13 protein-coding genes are annotated in these 18,587 nt (G+C 72.7%); 10 read left to right on the top strand and 3 right to left on the bottom strand.

Annotated elements, in window-relative coordinates; translation table 11 throughout:
• Positions 1 to 526: 526 nt before the first annotated feature.
• Complete coding sequence (locus SM611_RS04955) at positions 527 to 3,922, bottom strand: NACHT domain-containing protein (RefSeq protein WP_371947610.1); 3,396 nt, start codon at positions 3,920 to 3,922, stop codon at positions 527 to 529.
• 242 nt (positions 3,923 to 4,164) lie between these two features.
• Positions 4,165 to 6,135: a SpoIIE family protein phosphatase gene (locus SM611_RS04950; protein ID WP_371947609.1), complete on the bottom strand. Its 1,971-nt coding sequence runs from the start codon at positions 6,133 to 6,135 to the stop codon at positions 4,165 to 4,167.
• Between the two features lie 151 nt (positions 6,136 to 6,286).
• Here SM611_RS04950 and SM611_RS04945 point away from each other — a divergent pair, with 151 nt between their 5' ends.
• A complete protein-coding gene (locus SM611_RS04945; RefSeq protein ID WP_371947608.1) occupies positions 6,287 to 7,690 on the top strand; it encodes an MFS transporter in 1,404 nt (467 codons plus the stop codon).
• A gap of 223 nt (positions 7,691 to 7,913) precedes the next feature.
• On the opposite strand, the gene SM611_RS04940 is transcribed toward SM611_RS04945, so the two are convergent.
• Positions 7,914 to 9,185 (bottom strand): acyltransferase family protein, encoded by a 1,272-nt coding sequence (locus SM611_RS04940; RefSeq protein ID WP_371947607.1) that lies wholly within the window; start codon positions 9,183 to 9,185, stop codon positions 7,914 to 7,916.
• Between the two features lie 213 nt (positions 9,186 to 9,398).
• Between SM611_RS04940 and SM611_RS04935 the strand changes: the two genes are divergently transcribed.
• The 9 genes from SM611_RS04935 (at position 9,399) to SM611_RS04895 (ending at position 18,578) form a co-directional block, all read left to right on the top strand.
• Positions 9,399 to 10,049: a nitroreductase family protein gene (locus tag SM611_RS04935; RefSeq protein ID WP_371947606.1), complete on the top strand. Its 651-nt coding sequence runs from the start codon at positions 9,399 to 9,401 to the stop codon at positions 10,047 to 10,049.
• Between the two features lie 380 nt (positions 10,050 to 10,429).
• The gene (locus tag SM611_RS04930) at positions 10,430 to 11,215 is read left to right on the top strand and encodes an MlaE family ABC transporter permease (protein WP_371947605.1); all 786 of its coding nucleotides are present in this window, start codon (positions 10,430 to 10,432) and stop codon (positions 11,213 to 11,215) included.
• Positions 11,215 to 12,081: an ABC transporter permease gene (locus SM611_RS04925; RefSeq protein WP_371947604.1), complete on the top strand. Its 867-nt coding sequence runs from the start codon at positions 11,215 to 11,217 to the stop codon at positions 12,079 to 12,081. The genes SM611_RS04930 and SM611_RS04925 overlap by 1 nt, the downstream gene beginning before the upstream one ends.
• Positions 12,078 to 13,115 carry an MlaD family protein gene (locus SM611_RS04920; RefSeq protein WP_371947603.1) on the top strand — a complete coding sequence of 346 codons (1,038 nt, stop codon included), beginning with the start codon at positions 12,078 to 12,080 and terminating at the stop codon, positions 13,113 to 13,115. Before SM611_RS04925 ends, SM611_RS04920 begins: the two co-directional genes overlap by 4 nt.
• A gap of 1 nt (position 13,116) precedes the next feature.
• On the top strand, positions 13,117 to 14,190 hold the full coding sequence (locus SM611_RS04915; RefSeq protein WP_371947602.1) for an MCE family protein: 1,074 nt from the start codon (positions 13,117 to 13,119) through the stop codon (positions 14,188 to 14,190).
• Complete coding sequence (locus tag SM611_RS04910) at positions 14,181 to 15,212, top strand: MCE family protein (RefSeq protein ID WP_371947601.1); 1,032 nt, start codon at positions 14,181 to 14,183, stop codon at positions 15,210 to 15,212. The genes SM611_RS04915 and SM611_RS04910 overlap by 10 nt, the downstream gene beginning before the upstream one ends.
• On the top strand, positions 15,209 to 16,243 hold the full coding sequence (locus SM611_RS04905) for an MCE family protein (protein ID WP_371947600.1): 1,035 nt from the start codon (positions 15,209 to 15,211) through the stop codon (positions 16,241 to 16,243). Before SM611_RS04910 ends, SM611_RS04905 begins: the two co-directional genes overlap by 4 nt.
• Complete coding sequence (locus tag SM611_RS04900; RefSeq protein WP_371947599.1) at positions 16,240 to 17,280, top strand: MlaD family protein; 1,041 nt, start codon at positions 16,240 to 16,242, stop codon at positions 17,278 to 17,280. The genes SM611_RS04905 and SM611_RS04900 overlap by 4 nt, the downstream gene beginning before the upstream one ends.
• Positions 17,277 to 18,578 carry an MCE family protein gene (locus SM611_RS04895; protein WP_371947598.1) on the top strand — a complete coding sequence of 434 codons (1,302 nt, stop codon included), beginning with the start codon at positions 17,277 to 17,279 and terminating at the stop codon, positions 18,576 to 18,578. Before SM611_RS04900 ends, SM611_RS04895 begins: the two co-directional genes overlap by 4 nt.
• Positions 18,579 to 18,587 lie beyond the last annotated feature (9 nt).

Here is an 18,587-nt window from a genome sequence, read left to right as displayed (position 1 = left end):
CGCCCGTGTCCTAATTCAGGCATCATTATGGGACGGTAATCGCGGATCTTCCAGGGTTACCGCACACAGGGAAGGTCGTGACCAGGGAGCAGTCACCGTTGTTTCGGTCATAATTGGCAAGGTTTCGGATGTACCAGACAGGGCCGTAACCGAACGTGGTTCGCATCCTGCCCGCCGCGCCTGCCGAAACGGGCGGGCGCGGGCCGGTCTGCTTTCGGAGTTTCTGTCCATAAATGTGGGTGGCCTGCGGGTGCGTCGAGGTGTCATGGAGACGCAGATCACGGCCCGGAAATTCTCAATGAATCGGCTGATCGTCGTTCCGATCGCAGATGGTGCCGGGATGGCCGACATCGGTCGTGCGGAGGCTTCGCAAGGCCGCCGGCGGGCTGTTCTCGCAGCCGAGGGAACGCACGCCGTCCGTGAACTGGTCGGCATCTCGGCCGACCGGTGCAGGTCCACGGACACGGTGCCGCGTGGCCGCAACCGCGCCGCGCCGAGCGGGACGGGGCACGTCCGGGGAGCAGCCTCAGTTCCGCACCAGGACCAGCAGTTTCTGCGGACGCGGCATGCCAGTACCAGGCCAGGGCTCGCGTTTCGTGTCAGGGGTCAATGCGATGAGCGTGCACAGGGCGCTGCTGAGCTGCTCGGTCAATTCCCCGTGGTCGGTGAGGGTGAGCGCCGCCAGGACGGACGTGGCCGCCAGCACCATGTCGCTTTCCTGGACCTCGCGCTCCCGGTTCCACAGCGGAGCGGCCAGCCGCGTCGCGTTCTCGACCAGTGACTGAACATGCCATCCGGCATCGATCGCCGCGAGCCTGTGGGCCCGGTGGAGGGCCGCGGCCGGATCATCGGCGGGGGCCCTCGTGTCGATCTGCACCAACCGGTGCAGGAGGAACGGTTTCAGCGACTCCTCGTTCTCCGCTCGACGGCGCCGGGCCGCGTACGCCATGGAGCCGTTCGCCAGATAGGCGCACGCCCGTCCCGTGGCCACCACGGTGTCCGCGCCCCGGGAGCCCAGGCCACTGTCGGCGGCGACACGGGCGAACGCGAGATCGCGGGCGAGACCGACGGTCCGGGGCAGGACGCGATCGTGGAAGACGGCGCGAATCTGGGCGAGCACGAGGTCGCGCGCCAGGGCAAGGTGGCGGACCCGGTCGGAGTCCGCGGTGTCGTCGCTGCGGCGAAGGCGGTCCAAGAAGGCGGGGATGTCGCGGATCGGTATGACGGTGCCGCTGTCATCGGTGGCGTGAGCGAGGCCCAACGCCCGGTCGACCGCGCGATCGAGGGTCCGGTTGAGGTCGTAGGTGATGGAGCGGGCGGCGTTGCGCGCGTCGGCGGCGGGGGCGGCGGTGAGGCGGGCTTCGTCGAGACCTCGGCGGCGAGCGTCGCGGACGAGCAGCTCACCGAGGGTGTGGGCGAGGGTCTCGTTGTCGGTGAGGGCGAAGTCGGGGTCCCGGACGAGGTGGAAGTCGAAACCGAGGTCGACGTCGCGGGCCTCGTCCAGAGCGTGGCCGAAGGCGCGGGCCAGGGAGTCGTGGAACTCATCGTCGAAGGCTCGTTCATCGCCGGGAAGGTCGGCCCTGCCGAGATCGAGATCGAGTTCGCGAGCGCTCTCCAGGGCGCGGTCGCGGACGAGCGCATAGTCGGGAGCACGGCTGAAGGCGATATCGAGGGCCAGGTCCACGGTGTGGAGGAGCCGGTCTTCGGGCCGCGTGAGATCGCGATCGCAGACATAGGCGGCGAGGCTCCCGAAGGACAGCGAGGAGAACGGGTCGAGCATCCGGAAGACGAAGTGCGTGTGATCGAGGATCAGATCGGGATAGGCGCCGATCTGGTCCGCGGTCGGACGGTGGGGATGCACGTCCGGATCGGCGGTGACGAGTCGCGTCTCGTCCCGTTCGCTGCTCCACTCGCCGTCCGCGACGTAGAGGACCGTCCCGCTGCGGGGAACGAGATCGCCTGCGAGGGCGTGGACCGCCTCGGACGGGGTCGGGAGGCGGTAGCTGTTGCCGTCGCCGAGCAGGCCGTTGAGCCACATGAGGAACCCCTTGATGTCGCGGGCCCACAGGTCGGCGCCCAGCGCCGGGACCCCGCTGCCGGGGCCCGAGAAGGACACATACCGGTCCCACAGGTCGTCGGGGACGGGGTTGGCGCAGATGCGGGTGCCGTTGTCGTCCAGGGCCTGGGTCTCCTGGAGGGCGCGGGCGGCGGCGACTCCGTCCAGCAACCGGATCTCGTCGGGGTCGCCGGGGGCGGTGTTCAGGAGCTGGTCGAGCCGGTCACGGAGCGCGGGATCGAGTTCGCGGGCCTCCTTCGCGCAGGTGTAGGCGAGGTCGAGAGCGGTGACGGTGCGGGCGGTCAGGCACGCCTTGACGACCGGACCGGCGTCGGCGCGGGCGGCCCACAGCAGGGTGGTCTCGCGCCACCACGGGTCGCTGACGTTGTCCACGAGGAGTTGGAGCCGGGACGGGTGGCTGGGGGCCAGCGCGGCGGCCAGGTACTCCTGCAAGGTGAGGTGCGCGAATCCGTAGCGCCGGTACTGGTGCTCCAGCAGCAGGCCGCTGCGTTTCACGTGGTCGAGGAACGTCCGGGGGGCGATGTCGGGCGCGGTCCGCGACATCACGGTGCCGATGGCGCGCTCCGCCTCCTCGAACGGGATGTCGCGCAGCTTGCGGCGCATCATGTACCAGGCCAGTTCCTGGACGATGCGCTCCTTCTTGTCGCCGCTCAGGCCGTCCAGCTCGCCGTCGGGGAGGTTCTTGGCCTCCTGGCGGCGGTGGAGCAGGACCTGGCACACCTCCTCGTACAGTGCCGCCCGGCTGCCGGGGAGGCTGCTGCGGTACCGGTGGACGTTCGCGATCATGGTCAGCAGCAGCGGGTTGGCGGCCAGGTCGTACAGGGTGGTCCGGCCGCTGATCCGCTGGAACAGGTCGTCGGCGGCGCGGGCGGCGATCCGGTCGATCTCGTTCGGGTCGCCCTCCCGGGAGCGGCGCTCGATGGCCCGGTACCAGCCGTCCAGGAAGTCGCGGATCTGCCCGCTGGTGAACCGCTGCACCTGCAGGACGTCCGCGCGGGTCAGCCGGTTGCCGTCGTACCCGAGCGGCCGGGAGGTGACGACGTACGCGTTGCCGGGGTAGCGGCTGATCTGGCTCTCCACCCACTGGACGAGGCGGCTGCGGTCCCGGGCGTCGGCGACCTCGTCCAAGCCGTCCAGCAGGACCACGCACCGGCCCCGCACCAGCCGCTTCTCCAGCCATTCCGCGGAGACCACGCCGTCCAGCCACGGTGCGGCGACGGCGATCTGCGCCAGGCCCGCCGGAGGGTCCTCGCCGGTGATCTGCTCGGCGTGGTCCCGCAGGTAGAGCAGGACCGGGAGCTGCCGCCGCTCCCCGGGCCGCCGCCGCTCGGCCATCTCCAGCGCCGTGTAGCGGGCCAGCGTCGTCTTGCCCGACCCCGCGGCGCCCAGGACCGCGAGCACCCGGCCGCCGGTCAGGAAGGACGCCAGCGGGGCCCGCTGACCGACCGCCGCCGGCGGGATCGGGCCGATGCCGGTGTCGGAGACGACGTCGCTCACCGTCCTCGGCTGGAGCATCACGTCGACGTAGACCTGCCGCGTCCGCAGGACGTACTCCGCCTGGGTGACCAGCCCGATCGTCTCCATCTGGCCGACGGCCGAGCGCATCCGCCGCAGGTAGACGCGCCGCGACCCCTTCCGCCGGGAAGGCGGTGCGTTTTCCGGGGCGGGCGGCGCGGTCTGAGGCGCCGCCTCCACCGATCCGCCGAGCACCGTGAAGACGAGCGCCAGGTACCCCCAGCTCCAGCTCAGCTTCCCGTTGTTCAGGATCTGGTTGACCGCGACGCCCGCCACGACCGACAACGAGGCGGCGATCACCACGCGCGCCAGGTACTTCAGTATCCGCACGACAGCCGCGCCCCCGACGCATGAGACAAGACTCGGTGAGCCGATCTAACCTCGCCGTCCCGTCCGCCTGGACGGACCGTCACCGATCCGATACCTGCCGCAGCCCGGCTCCGGACGCCCGTGATCGGCCCGGAGCCGGGCTGCGGCACGCCTGACCAGGACGTTCGTCAGACATCGCCGACCCGCCGCCCCGGCACGCGGCCAGCACCGGCCAGCCCAGGACACGTTGGGGCCTTCGCCCGTCAGCCGGGGTCGATGGTGGTGTGGGGGAGGGCCACGACGGAGAGGACGTGCTGGGCGGGGCCGCCCGCCGGGGCGTACAGCAGCAGGGGACGGCCCGGGGCGCCGGTGCGGGTGACGGCCTCGTAGAGGACGGCCACGCCGGCGCTGGCCAGGTGGGTGACGCCGGTCAGGTCGACGGTGAGCGGGGTCGTGCCGCCGTGGGTGCGCATCTGGAGTTCCTCGCGCAGTTGCGCGGCGGTGGTGGCGTCGACGGAGCCGTCCACGCGGATGCGCGGCGGCCCGCCCGACGGCTGGTCGAGGATGAGCATCAGTTCCGGGAACTCCGGCGCGGGCGGGGCGGGCGACGGGGTGACGTCGGCGGTGGACAGCAGCCGCGCCGGCCGGGTCATGCGCTGCCGGACGGTCGCCGTCGTCCCCGCCGGCCCGGTCTCGATGCGCAGGTCGTCGGCGAAGTCGCGGGCCATGGCGAGGCCCCGGCCGCGGTCGAGGCGGTCCGGGTCGGCGGTGTGGTCGCTCCAGCGGCCGTCGTCGGTGACCTCGACCTCGACGGAGCCGCGGCCGGTGCACCGCGCCCGCACCCGCACCTCGCCGGTGGACGGGCCGTAGGCGTGCTCGACGGCGTTGGTGATGAGCTCGCCGGCCGCGTGCCGGACGAGGATGACCTCCTCCGCGCGGGCCCCGAGGTCGTAGAGCCATTCGTCCAGGGCCTTGCGAATGGAGGGGATCGCCTCCGCCCGGGCCGGCACGCCGAGGCTGAAGGGGGCCGGCGGTGCGGTCCGCTGCGCGGCCAGCAGGGTGATGTCGTCGGCGTGGCCCGTCACCCGGACGAGCAGCTCCAGCGTCTGCGTCGTCAGCCGGTCGACGGCCGCGAGCCATTCCTCGCGCAGTGCCCGGCCGGCGGCGACGTCCGTGGCGACCTGGGCGAACTCGACGGTGCTCGCCGGGACGTCGAGGCCCGGACGCTCGATGATGCCGTCGCTGTAGAGGAGGAGGTGGTCGCCGAGCTCCAGCCGGTCATGGGCGAGCGCGTACCGCGAACCGGTGCCGAGCGGCCCGCCGCCGGACGAGGGCAGGTAGCGGGCGTGGCCGCCGGACGGGATCAGCAGCGGCGGCGGATGCCCGGCCGTGCAGTACGCCACCCGCCCGTCCGCCGGGTCGACGGCCGCGACGCACAGCGTGGCCGCGCGGGCCGCGGGGAGGCGCCCCGCCAGCCGGTCGACGGCGGCGAGCGCCTCCCCGATGTCGCCGCCGTGGTCGAGGCGGTCCTCCAGGACGGCCCGGAGCTGCCCCATCGCCGCCGACGCCGCGACGCCGTGCCCGACGACGTCCCCGATGACCAGGGCCGTGCGGCCGTCCGGCAGCGGGATCGCGTCGAACCAGTCGCCGCCGGCGGCGTCCTCGGCGTCGGCGAGCAGGTAGCTGCCGCCGATCTCCAGGCCGGGCTGGATCGGCAGGCCAGGCGGCAGGAGCTGCCGCTGGAGCACGTCGATGTCGCGGGCCTCCGCGTACCGCCGCTCCGTCCCGCTCGCGCGCCGCTGCGCGGACTGGCGGTCCCGGACCCGCTCGGTGACGTCGTGGACGATGGCGGCGAGGCCCGTCACGGTGCCGTCCGCGGCCCGGCGCGGCACGATGACGCAGTCGACGTAGAGGTCGTCGGGGCCGGGTTCGCCGTCCCGGTCGAGCTGGACGCGCCACTCCTTGACGAGCTCCGGCCGCCCCGTGGTGAAGGGACGGTCGAGCGCGCCGAGCAGATGCTGCCCGACCGCCTCGGGCACCACGTCGCGGACCTCGCGGCCGAGGAAGTCCTCCCGGCCGAGCAGCGCCCGGTAGGCGGCGTTCGCGGCCACGATCGTGTGCTCGGGACCGGACGTGGCGACGAGGGCGGCGGGGATCGCCTCGAAGATTTCCCGCACCGTCCGGGCGTCGCCGACGCGCCGTTCCAGCGCCTCCTCGTCGTCCGGATCGAGCATGAAGTCCCCATGGTCTCTACGCCGTGCGTCCTGTTCTTTCCGGCTGATCCCGATTCACACCTTCTGCCCCCGGGTCCTAGGCCGATCGGACGTGGTCGTCTCGTCCCGTTGCCCGACGCGGACGAACCGGGACGAGGGCAGCATGAACGTCATGACCACCATCGACCTCGCCGGCGGGGAGACGGGCCGCCGGGCCGGGAGGACGCCGGGCTGGGCCGCGCTGCTCGCCGCGTCCATCGGCCAGTTCCTCGTCGTCCTGGACATCTCCGTCGTCAACGTCGCGCTGCCGCACATGCGCGAGGGCCTCGGCCTCGGCTCCACCGGCCTGCAATGGGTCGTCAACGCCTACTCGCTGACGTTCGCCGGGTTCCTGCTGCTGGGCGGGCGCGCCGCCGACCTCTACGGACGCAAGAGCGTGTTCCTGACGGGCGTCGGCCTGGTCGTCGCCGCGAGCCTCGCGGGCGGGTTCGCGCAGGACGGCGCCATGCTGGTCGGCGCCCGCGCCGTGCAGGGGCTGGGCTCGGCGATCCTCGCGCCGGTCACGCTGTCGCTGGTCACCGCGACGTTCCCGGCCGGGCCCGCGCGGACGAAGGCGATCGCCATGTGGACGGCCGTCGGCACCGCGGGCGGCGCCACCGGCGGACTCGTCGGCGGGCTGCTGACGGACTACCTGGGCTGGCGCTGGGTCCTGCTGATCAACGTGCCGGTCGGCGTCCTGGTCGCCGTGGTCGCCGCCCGCTGGCTGCGGGACGGGAGCGACACCGGGGCGCGCGCCCGCCTCGACGTGCCGGGCGCCGTCCTCGTCACCGCCGGCATGGGCCTGCTCGCCTTCGGCATCGGGCGGACCGGGGACCACGGCTGGACGTCCCTGATCCCGCTGGCCGCCGGGCTCGCGCTGCTCGGCCTGTTCGTCGCGGTCGAGGCGCGGACGCGGCAGCCGCTCGTCCAGCTGCGGATCTTCCGGCTGCGCAGCGTGGCCGCCGGCAACCTCGCCACGCTCGTCATGACGATGGGCGGTTTCGCGCTCTGGTACTTCCTGTCGCTCTACATGCAGAACGTCCTGCACTGGAGCGCCGTCCGGACGGGCCTGTCGTTCCTCCCGCACACCGCCGGGATCATCATCGGCTCACGGCTCGCCCCCGCCCTCATGGCGCGCATGGACGCCCGCCTCCTGGCCGCTGCCGGCGGTCTCATGGCCGCCGCGGGGTTCGCGTGGCAGAGCGTCGTGCTGGACGCCGGTGGAACCTTCCTCGGCTCGATCCTCGGACCCGGCGCGATCATGGCGTTCGGCTTCGGGCTCCTCATGACGCCGCTGGTGGAGGTCTCGACGAGCGGCACGGACGACTCCGAGGCGGGCGCCGTGGCGGGCGTCGTCAACACCTCCCGCGTGATCGGCGGGGCGATCGGCCTCGCCGTCCTCGGCGCCGCCGCCGCGGGCCCCGACCTGGTGGACGGCTACTCCACCGCGTTCCTCGTCGCCGCCGTCATCACCGTCGCCGGGACGGCCCTCGTCCCGCTCCTGCCCCGTCCGACCCGGGACGTCCAGGACGCGTGACCCGCGTCGAGCGCGCCTCCCGGCTACGGCCGCCCTCCGCCACCGCGACCCGGAGGCGGAGGGTGATCACGCCGAGCAGGCCGTCCCGCCATGAGCCGAGGGTGCCGGGCACATTGGCGGGAAAACCCGGACTCAGGTGTTGTGCCGGACGACTATTTCCTCAAGCTGAATGCTCGCCGCGTCATGGCGACAGGAATGGGCGAAGCAATGCACACGGGTAAATTCACGGCGTAACGACCTGCGGTCGCGGGGCGGTCGCGGGTGCGGGAGAGCCGGTGAAGCGGCGGCCCAGGCGCTGCGCGGGCGCCTCGATCCAGCGCTGCGACGCCCAGCTGGCGCCGACGAGCACCACCAGGAAGACGGCCAGGCCCGCCGCGTCCTCGCGTCCGGACGCGCCGAGGAACTGCGCGGCGACCATCAGCAGCAGCGGATGCAGCAGGTAGAGCGAGAAGCTGATGGTGCCGAGTCCGGTGGCCCACGCGGGGAACCGCCGATGCCGCAGCCGCCACGCGACCGCGAACGTCAGGGCCGCCGCCACCACCGCGCCGCACCAGACCAGCTGGGCGTTGCGCCCGTAGGGGGCCGCGTGCCAGATCCCGGCGGCGAGCGCGCCGGCGAGGACCACGCCGCCCGCCGCCGCGCCCGCCCGCCAGGTGATCTGGCCGCGCTCGGCGCGGTGGACGGCGGTGCCCGCGAACATGGTCGCGAGCATGATGAGGCCCTCCCAGGCGCTGATCCGTCCGTTCGCCGAGACCAGCACGAGGGCGAGGAGCCCGCCGAGGAGCCCGCCCGCGATCCGGGGCGCGGGACGCCGGGACACCGCCGCCGCGATCGCCACCACCACGGCCGCGGTGGTCACCGCGACGACCGGGCCGGTCCCGGCCGTCCGGGAGAGCAGGGCCGCCGGCGCGTACGCGCCCGTCAGCAGCCCGCCCGAGGTGAGCGTGACCGCGACCAGCGCGACCACCGTGAGGACGACGGCGGCGGGCGCCGACCGGCGGTGCCCGCCCACCACGAACAGCGCGACGATCAGCAGGTAGAAGGCCATCTCGTAGGACAGCGTCCACAGCACGTTCATCGCGTTCGGGACGTTCAGGAGGTCCTGCAGCATCGTCATGTGGGCCAGCACGGCGGTCGCGGGGGAGTAGCGCTCCAGCCCGGCGCGCAGCCCGAGCACGCCGAGCAGGAACGGCAGCACCGCGAGCAGGCAGGTCACCGCGAGCAGCGGGTAGATGCGGAAGAAGCGGCCGATCCAGAAGCCGCGCACGCTGCCCCGCCGCTCCAGCGACGCCGGGACGATGTATCCGCTGACGAGGAAGAAGACGAGCACCCCGAACAGGCCGGGATCGAACCAGTCGGTCAGCCACACCCGCAGGCGGGGGAGGTACACGTAACTCGCGTGGTGCAGCGCCACCGCCAGGGCCGCCCCGCCCCGCAGCGCGTCAAGCCACCCAAGCCTGGACGTAGCGGAGGAAACCCCTGAAGTGGCAACCATTCCGACAGAGTAGTCGCTCCCACCTCAAGCGCATCGCAAAAACCCAAGTCTTCCCTGAAACGGCTATTTGCCGTGAAATAGGTTGGGAGTTCCGCTCCCGTTTGCGGTACGCCGAAGAGACCCGGCCGCACCGACCTCACTCCGCGGCAGGCCAACGACGTCTTCCTGAACCCGGTGATCGAGGCGGACCGAGCGCGAGGGCACGATGGGCACATGACGACACCGCCACTGAGCCCGGACGAACTGCTGACCACGACCCGCACCGTGCGCAAGCGCCTCGACCTCGACCGCCCCGTGCCGATGGACCTCGTCCGCGAATGCCTGGAGATCGCCCTCCAGGCGCCGAGCGGCAGCAACCGGCAGGGCTGGCAGTGGATCGTCGTCACCGATCCCGAGCGGCGCGCGGCGATCGGCGAGCACTACCGGCGCGCGTTCGACCTGTACGCCGCGTCGAAGGAGTCGGCCGCCGGCCTCTACAAGGACGACCCGGACCGCGCCGAGGTGCAGCGCCGCGTCGGCGACAGCGCCGCCTACCTGGCCGAGCGGATGGGCGACGTGCCCGTGCTGGTGATCCCGTGCCTGCGGGTGGAGGGCGGGAAGCTGCCGGGCGGCAACCAGGCGGGGATCTGGGGCTCGCTGCTGCCCGCCGCCTGGAGTTACGCGCTCGCCGCCCGCGCCCGCGGGCTCGGCACCGCCTGGACGTCCCTGCACCTGGTGTACGAGCGGGAGGTCGCGGAACTGCTCGGCCTGCCCGAGGACGTCCGGCAGGGCGCGCTGCTCCCGACCGCCTACTACACCGGCGAGACGTTCCGTCCGGCCGCGCGCGTCCCCCTCGACGAGGTCCTTCACATCGACCGCTGGTGACGGGCGCGTTCTAGCGGCAGGCGGGCCCGCCCCGGTGCGGGCCCGCCTTGGCAGGCCCGCCCCGGCGTAGGCCGCGCCCGCCCGGGGCCGCGAGATCCGGACGCGGTGCGCTCTCGGGAGGCCGGGCGCCGCTTCGGGCGCGGCCCCGGGCGGCGTCTTATTGGCGTAGCGCCAATAAGCTATTGCCAGTCCGTCAATAAGTGTTCTAGTGTGCCGTGTGCACGGGAGACGCCCCACCACTCCCACGAGACGCACACCCACCCCGAGCACCGGCGGCCCCGCGTGATCCACGTCTTCGCGCCAGACGCACGCGGGGCCGACCGGGACGAACGAAGCCCGGTCCGACCGGAGCACGACCCGAACGAAGAGGAGAGCGACCCGTGTCCGCGATCCAGGTCCCGCGCCGCGTGCACGGCCTGCTCGGCGAGGTCGGCGAGCTGTTCGTCATCGCGCTGGAGGCCGTCCGCCGGACGTGGGACGTCCGAACCTGGGCATGGGAGTTCGCCGAACAGGCGTGGTTCCTCGCCCGGGTGACCAGCATCCCCGTGATCCTCGTGTCGCTGCCGCTCGGCGCGACCGTCGCGCTCCAGGTGGGGCAGCTCGCCGCGCAACTCGGCGCCCAGTCCGCGACCGGCGGCGCGGTCGTGGTCGGGCTGGTGCGCGAGGTCGCGCCGATCGCCGCCGCGCTGATCATCGCGGGGGCGGGCGGGTCGGCGATGACCGCCGACATGGGCGCCCGCCGCATCCGGGACGAGCTGTCGGCGATGGAGGCGATGGCGGTCAACCCCATCCACCGGCTCGTCACGCCCCGGCTGTGGGCGGCGAGCCTCGTCTCGACGCTGCTCGCCTCCCTGGTCATCGTGTCCGGGGCGACCGGCGGCTTCGTGTTCAACGTCCTGCTCCAGGACGTCACGCCGGGCGCCTACTTCGACGGCGCCGTGTCGCTGCTGCAGACCTCCGACCTGCTGGTGACGCTGCTGAAGTCCTGGCTGTTCGGGGTGATCGCCGCGGTGGTCGCCTGCTACATGGGGATGAACTGCGCGGCCAGCCCGGTGGGGGTCGGGCGCGCGGTCAACCGCGCCATCGTCGTCGCGTTCCTGCTGGTGTTCGCACTCAACTACGTGATCACGACGGTGTACTTCGTCGCGTTCCCGCCGAGGATCTGATGGCGAGCCTGCCCGTGATGGAGAGGGTCGCGCCGCGCGCGGCCCAGGCCGGGGCGGCGGCGCTGCGGCGCTCCGGAGACCTCGCCCAGTGGCCGGTGTTCGTCTACCGGATCCTGCTGTACTCGGTGCGCGACCTGATCGTGCGCCGCAAGTACACCAAGACCATCGCCCGGCACGTGTCGGACGTGGTGGTCGGCGTCGGCGCCAGCGTCGTCGGCGGCGGCATGATCTTCGTGATCTTCACGATGGCGTTCTTCGTCGGCACCGAGGTGGGGCTCCAGGGCTACACCGGGCTCCAGTCGATCGGCGCGCAGTCGTTCATGGGCCTCGTCGGGTCGTTCGCGAACGTCCGCGAGATCACCCCCGTGATCGCCGCGGTCGCGCTGGCCGCGCAGTGCGGGTCGGCGTTCACCGCCGAACTCGGCGCGATGCGCATCTCCGAGGAGATCGACGCCCTGGAGGTCATGGGCATCGGGTCGTTCGCCTACCTGGTGTGCACCCGCGTCGTCGCCGCGCTGATCGCGCTCGTCCCGCTCTACCTGATCGCGCTGTTCGCCAGCTTCTTCGCGACCCGGCTGATCAGCACGAGCTTCTTCGACCTGGCGCCCGGCGTCTACGACTACTACTTCCGGCTCTACCTGCCGACCATCGACCTCGTGTACAGCGCGATCAAGGTCGGGGTGTTCGCCTTCGCGGTGATCACCATCCACTGCTACTACGGCTTCTACGCGACCGGCGGACCGGCCGGGGTGGGCCGCGCGGCCGGCCGCGCGATCCGGCTGTCCATCATCGTGATCGTCGTCCTGAACCTGCTGCTGTCCTACGTGTTCTGGGGCAACGGCGCGACCGTGAGGCTCACTGGATGATCAACGAGGAGATCTCGCTGCCCCGCCGGCTGCTGATCAGCGCGCTGACGCTGGCGATCACGGCGGGGCTGCTGTACGTGCTGATCGCCCCGCCGTGGCGGGACTCCGGGACGGTGCTGACCGCCGAGTTCGGGCGCGCCGGGCAGGGCCTCGGCTCCGGCACGCCCGTGAAGGTCCGCGGCGTGACGGTCGGCTCCGTCTCCGGGGTGGAGCTGACCGGCGCCGGACGCGCCAGGATCAGCCTCCGGCTCGACCCCGGGACGCGGGTCCCCGACTCGGTCACCGCGTCCATCGAGCCCGCGTCGGCGTTCGGCCCGAAGTACGTCGCGCTCGTCCCCGGCGCGCACGCCGACACCGGCCCCTACCTGGCGTCGGGCGCCCGGATCGCGCACACGTCCGACCCGAGCGACCTGTCGGACCTGCTCGCCCGCGCCGACGCCGGCCTCGGCGCCATCGACGCGGAGGAGGCCGGGACGATCGTGCACACGGTCGCGGTCGGCCTGCACGGGCAGGGCGCGCGGCTGCGGCAGACCATCGACCAGACCGGCATCCTGCTGGACGTCGCCTACAAGAACCGCCGCAACGCCCGCACGTTCGTCGGCGACGCCGCCGACCTGACCGGCGCGCTGCGGGACAAGGGCGACGAGATCACGGCCATCTCCGGGGACGCCAACGCGCTGATCGGCGCGGCGGCCCGCGGCAACGGCCGGCTCGCCGGGTTCGCCGACGGGCTCTCAGACGTGTCGCTGCTGGTCTCGCACGGGTTCGACAAGCGCGGCGGGCAGCTCGGCCAGGCGTTCCGGTCGTCCGAGCGCACCGCCCGCATCATCTACTCCCAGCTCGGGCTGCTCGGCGGCACCGTCCGGACCGCGAACGGCCTGCTGCCCCTCTACGGCGAGCTGACCTCGTTGAAGGGGACCGGCGGCAAGAACTACATGCGGACCCAGGGCCTGCTCCCGACCGACCCGTGCGCGCTGATCCTCGGGCTCTGCGGGCCCTACGGCACCGGCGCGCCCGCGCAGGGAGGGCGGTGACATGGCGTCCTCCAACGCGCTGCGGCGCGAGCGCATCGGCCTCCTCGTCCGGCTCACGTCGTTCGTCGCCGCCACCGGCCTGCTCACCCTGGTCATCGGGATGCAGATCGCCCGGGTGGACACCGCGGGCGGCTGGCACGCGACCGCGACCTTCGACGACGCCAGCGGCCTGCGGAAGGGCGACCAGGTGAAGATCGCCGGGGCGCCGGTCGGCCGCGTCGACGAGGTGAAGGTGGTGGACGGCAAGGCGCGCGTCGGGTTCACCGTCCGCGACTCGGTCCGGGTCCCCGCCGACAGCGAGGCGGCGATCCGGTGGCGCGACGCCATGGGGCAGCGCGTCGTCTACCTGATGCCCGGCAAGAGCACCGCGAAGATGCGGGACGGCGCGCACATCACCAGGACCCGGGCGGCGGCCGACAGCAGCGCCCTGCTGGACCAGCTCGGGCCGCTCGTCCGCAGCCTGGACCCCAAGCAGGTCAACACCGTGCTGGTGTCGCTGGCCGAGGCGCTCGACGGGAACGCCCAGAACATCGACCGGCTGATCGCCGACATCGACGTGCTGTCGGCGACGATCGCCAAGCGCCGCGCCACGCTGCGGCAGATGCTGGACGACTACGCGACCGTCACCGGGATCATCGCCCGCCGCGACAAGCAGATCGGCTCCGCCGTCGACGACCTGGTCAGCCTCAGCGACGCGTTCACCGGCAACCGGAAGCTGATCGACGGCACGCTCGTCCAGCTCGCCGCCCTCGCGCGGACGTCCGACCAGCTGCTCGCGGGCAACGAACGCGAGCTCGGCCTGGTCGTGGACCGGCTCACCGCGTTCACGGCCGGGGTGAACCGCAACGGCGGCACGCTCGCGGACGTGCTGAAGTCGGTGACGCCGAAGCTCCGGCACATCTTCGCCGCCTTCGACAACGGCCAGTACGGGGAGGTGGCGATCCCCTGCCTGACGCTGGCGGCGCCGCCCTGCCCCTACCCGACGCGACTGCCGGGCCCGCGCGAGGGCTCCGCCAAGGTCGACACGTCGAAGGAGCTGGAGAACCTGATCGTCGGGGGGAAGACATGGCGCTGAGATCCTTCCGCGACCGCAACCGGATCACGGTCGGCCTGGTGTCGGCGGGCACGCTCATCGTGCTGCTCGTCGCCGTGTACCTGGTCGGGACGCGCGGGCTGTTCAAGGACCGCTACACCGTCACCGGGGTGTTCGCCGCGACGGGCGGCCTGCGCTCCGGCGACGAGGTGCGGGTCGCGGGCGTCCAGGTCGGCGAGATCGGCTCCGTCCGACCCGACCACCAGAAGGGGTACGTGGTCGTCACCTGGAAGGTCGACGGCGACGTCGCCCTCGGCCCGAACACCCGCGCCGAGATCAAGGTGGAGAACGTGCTGGGCGGGCGGTACCTGCGGCTGTCCGGCCCGGTCGCCTCCCCGCACCTGGACGACCTGCCCGAGGACCGGCGCCGCATCCCGCTCGCCCGCACCCAGGTGCCGACGACGATCAACGACGTGCTGGACGTCACCACCCGCACCGTCTCCAAGCTGGACACCAAGGCCATCAACAAGATCGTGTCGGAGCTGAACGGGCTCAGCGACGACGACCAGGGCCGGCTCGGCCGCTCCCTGACGAACCTGGCGCGCCTCGCCGAGACGGTCAACGAGGCCGACCCGCAGATCAACAAGCTCCTCGACAGCGGCGACCGCATCCTCCAGCTCGCCCGCGCCAAGGACGAGGAGCTGACCCGCCTGCTCGGCAACGTCCAGGTCATGCTGGACGAGCTGCGCCAGCGCCGCGCCGAGCTGGCGGCGTTCCTCGGCAGCGGCGACCGGACCGTCAAGACCATCACCAGGCTCATCGACGACCGGCAGGCGAAACTCCTGACCCTCGTCGCCGACCTGCGCGGAACCCTCGGCACCCTCCGTCCCGCGACCGGCGACTTCAACCGGCTGCTCGCCTGGGCGGGCCCCACGCTGTCCGGCATGTCCGGCGCCGGCGGGCGGGGGCCCTGGCTCGACGTCGTCGCGACCGGGCTCGGCCCGTTGTCACCGAAGGACCTCGCCGACCTCGCCCGCATCGCGCCGAAGGAGGCACGGCGATGAGACGTCCCGCCGCGGCGGCCACCGTGCTCGCGCTGACCGCGACGCTCGGCGGCTGCGCGATCGGCTCCGGGCCGACGTACCCGATGACGGTGTACTTCGCGAAGGCGCCGTCCCTCTACAAGGACTCGCAGGTGAAGGTGATGGGCGCCGACGTGGGCACCATCACCTCCATCAAGGACGAGCGCGACCGCGTGCGCGTCCAGATCAAGGTCAAGCGGTCCGTGCCCGTCCCGGCCGGGGTGCACGCCGCCGTCGACTCGTCCGACGCGCTCGGCGAGCGGTTCATCACCCTGCACCCGGTGTGGAAGCCGGGCATGCCGAGGGCCGCCGCCGGGGCGGTCGTCCCGCAGGAGCGCACCGAGCTGCCGGTGGAGATCGACGACGCGCTCGCCGCGTTCGCCAAGCTCAACGACTCGATCGACACCGGCACCCTCGGCCCGGCGATGCACCGCGCCGCCGAGTCGGTGCGCGGACGCGGACCGGGCATCAACGACGCCCTGCACAACACCTCCGAGCTGACCGGCCACCTCGCCGCGCAGGACGAGAAGATCGCCTCGCTCGCGAAGGGCCTGCACAGCCTGGCCGCCGACCTCAACGGGCGCGACGTCAAACTGGCGGACCTGCTGAGGTCCTTCTCCACCACCAGCCGCAGCCTCGCCGAGGAGCGCACCCGGCTGCGCGACTTCGTCGCCGGGCTCGCCGCGGCGATCCGCAAGAGCGACGTGCTGATCACCGCGTACCGGGAGAAGCTGCCGTCCACGGTCGCGGACCTGTCCAACATCGTGCTGAGCCTCAAGGGCAACGTCGGCGGGCTCACCCAGGCCATCGACTCCCTCGGCCGGTTCGCCGACGTCGCGGTCCAGGCGTGGGACCGCCGCAACCACGTCGCCACCATCCGGCTCGTCGTGCACGGCACCGTGCGGCAATGGCTCCAGCCGCTGTTCACCGCGATGGGCTGGGGGAACGTCCCGTGCCTCAAGGGCGAACCGGCGCTCGCCAGCTGCCAGCCGCCGCCGGGAGGGCGTCGATGAAAGCGTTCGTGGCACTCGTCCTCGCCTGCGTCCTCACCGCGGGCTGCTCGCTGCAGACGATCGGCGCTCCGCGCGGCGACGTGACGCTGCACGCCACGTTCGACGACGTGCAGAGCCTCGTCGCCGGGCACAGCGTCCAGGTCGCCGACATCCGCGTCGGCAGCGTCACCGGCATCCGGCTGGACGGCTACCGCGCCCGCGTCACCATGTCGCTGCGCAAGCGCGTCCCCGCCGGGACCACCGCGACGATCGCCAAGTCGTCCCTGCTCGGCGAGAACTACGTGCGGCTCAACCTCCCCGCCGGGCACCGCATGGACACCGGCCCCTTCCTGGCCGTCGGCGCCACGATCGGCGACACCAGCGTCCAGCCCGACCTGGAGCAGATCAGCGACAAGATCGGCCCGCTGCTCGCCGCGCTCGGCGGCCAGGACCTCGCCACCATCAGCGCGGAGTCCGCCACCGCGGTGGGCGGCAAGGGACCGCAGCTCAACACGCTCATCGCCCGCGCGAGCAAGGTCGGCGACCAGTACGCCGCCGCGAGCGCCGACCTCGGCCGCGCGCTCGACTCCCTCGGCCGGCTCGGGCGCTCGCTGGACGCGGGGGCGAAGAACCTCGAACCGCTGCCCGGGAACGTCCAGCTCGCCACCCAGCGGCTCCAGGCGGACAGGGACAACCTCAAGCGCACCGTCCAGGCGCTGCTCAAGCTCGCCACCTCCGTCAACGCCAAGGTGCAGCAGCGGCACGCGGCCCGGCTCGGCGCCCTGCTCAAGCAGGCCGACGAGCTGCTCGCCGCCGCCCTGCGCGGGCGCGAGGAGCTGAAGGCGCTCGCCGCGACGGTGCTGAAGTTCCTGAACGGCCCGTCGGTGTCATACAGCGGGCAGGCGCTCATGTTCATGTGGATCAAGGGCTTCCTGCCGCACCCCAACGCCGCCGTGACCACCGGGAAGAACAGGGCCGGCGCCGCCGCGACCAACGCCGCGGGCGGCATGGCCGCCAAGCGGACGAACCTCCAAGGACTGCTGGGGCCGCGCCCATGAGATTTCCCCGCGTCGCCGTCAACCTCGTCTTCTTCGCCGTGCTCGGCGTCGTCCTCGTGGTCTGGGCGGTCCGCAGCCTGATCCACGTCGACGCGTTCGAACGGCCCTACACCGTCACCGCCGACTTCGCGACCTCGCCCGGCCTGCACGGCGACCTGGAGGTCACCCACCTGGGCGTCCGCGTCGGCCAGGTCGGGGCCGTGCGGCTGCGCGGCGACCATGTCGCCGTCAGCCTGAAACTCGACCGGGACGCCCGGGTCCCGGCCGACGTCGGGGCGCGCGTCCTGCGCAAGTCCGCGATCGGCGAGCCGTACATCGAGCTGACCCCGGCGGCGTCCTCGCCCGCCGGGACCGAGAGCCTCGCCGCGGGCGACCACATCCCGATCAGCCGCACCGCCGGGACGACCGACTACAAGCAGCTGTTCGACGGCGTCAGCCGCACCCTCGACGCCATCGACCCGCGCGACACCCGGACGCTCGTCCACGAACTGTCCACCGGCCTGCGGGGACGCGGCGACGACCTGCACGACATGATCTCCGACGCGCACCAGCTGACCGGCACCCTCGCCACCGACGCCGGCACCCTGGACGCGCTGTCCGGCGAGCTCACCCGGCTCACCGCGACGCTCACCGCCCACCGGGGCGAGATCGCGTCCGGCGTCAACGACCTCGCGCTGCTCACCGCGTCGCTCCGGCAGTCGAGCCGCGACCTCGACACCGTCCTCGCCCAGGGGCCGGGCGCGATGAAGAACCTGCACGGGCTCCTCCAGGACGCGCGCCCCGGCCTGGACTGCCTGCTCACCGCCGCCGCGACGCCCACCGAGCCGCTGATGACCCCGGCCAACCAGCAGAAGATCAACCATGTGCTGCGGCTCGTCCCGACGCTGCGGGCGCTCGTCGCGGACGCCACCGCGGTCGACGCGAGCGGCCGGTACCTGCGGGTCACGCCCGTCATCACGCTGGCGGGCCCGGCCAGGGCGGCGACCGAGTACACGACCCCGGCGCCCAAGCCGCAGATCCCGAACATCACCCTGTGCGGGCCGAACGGCCCCGTGGACCAGAAGGCGGCCAAGGCCGCGGGCAAGATCAAGCCCACGCCCGGCACCGCCGCCCGGAAGCCCGGGGCCGAGAAGCCCGCCGGCACGTCGCCGGACGGCGATCTGCGTCCGGTGAAGGCCGACGAGGAACGCCCGGGTTCCCGCTGGCTGCCCCTGCTGCCCCCGGTGCTCGGCGGCCTCATCGTCGTCGCCGCCGTCCTCAACACGCTCCGCGCCGCTCTGCGCCGCCGTTCCCGATAGCCCCCTGGA

Source organism: Actinomadura monticuli (assembly GCF_041463655.1).
GTDB lineage: Bacteria > Actinomycetota > Actinomycetes > Streptosporangiales > Streptosporangiaceae > Spirillospora > Spirillospora monticuli.
This window is presented reverse-complemented; position numbering and strand designations above follow the sequence as displayed.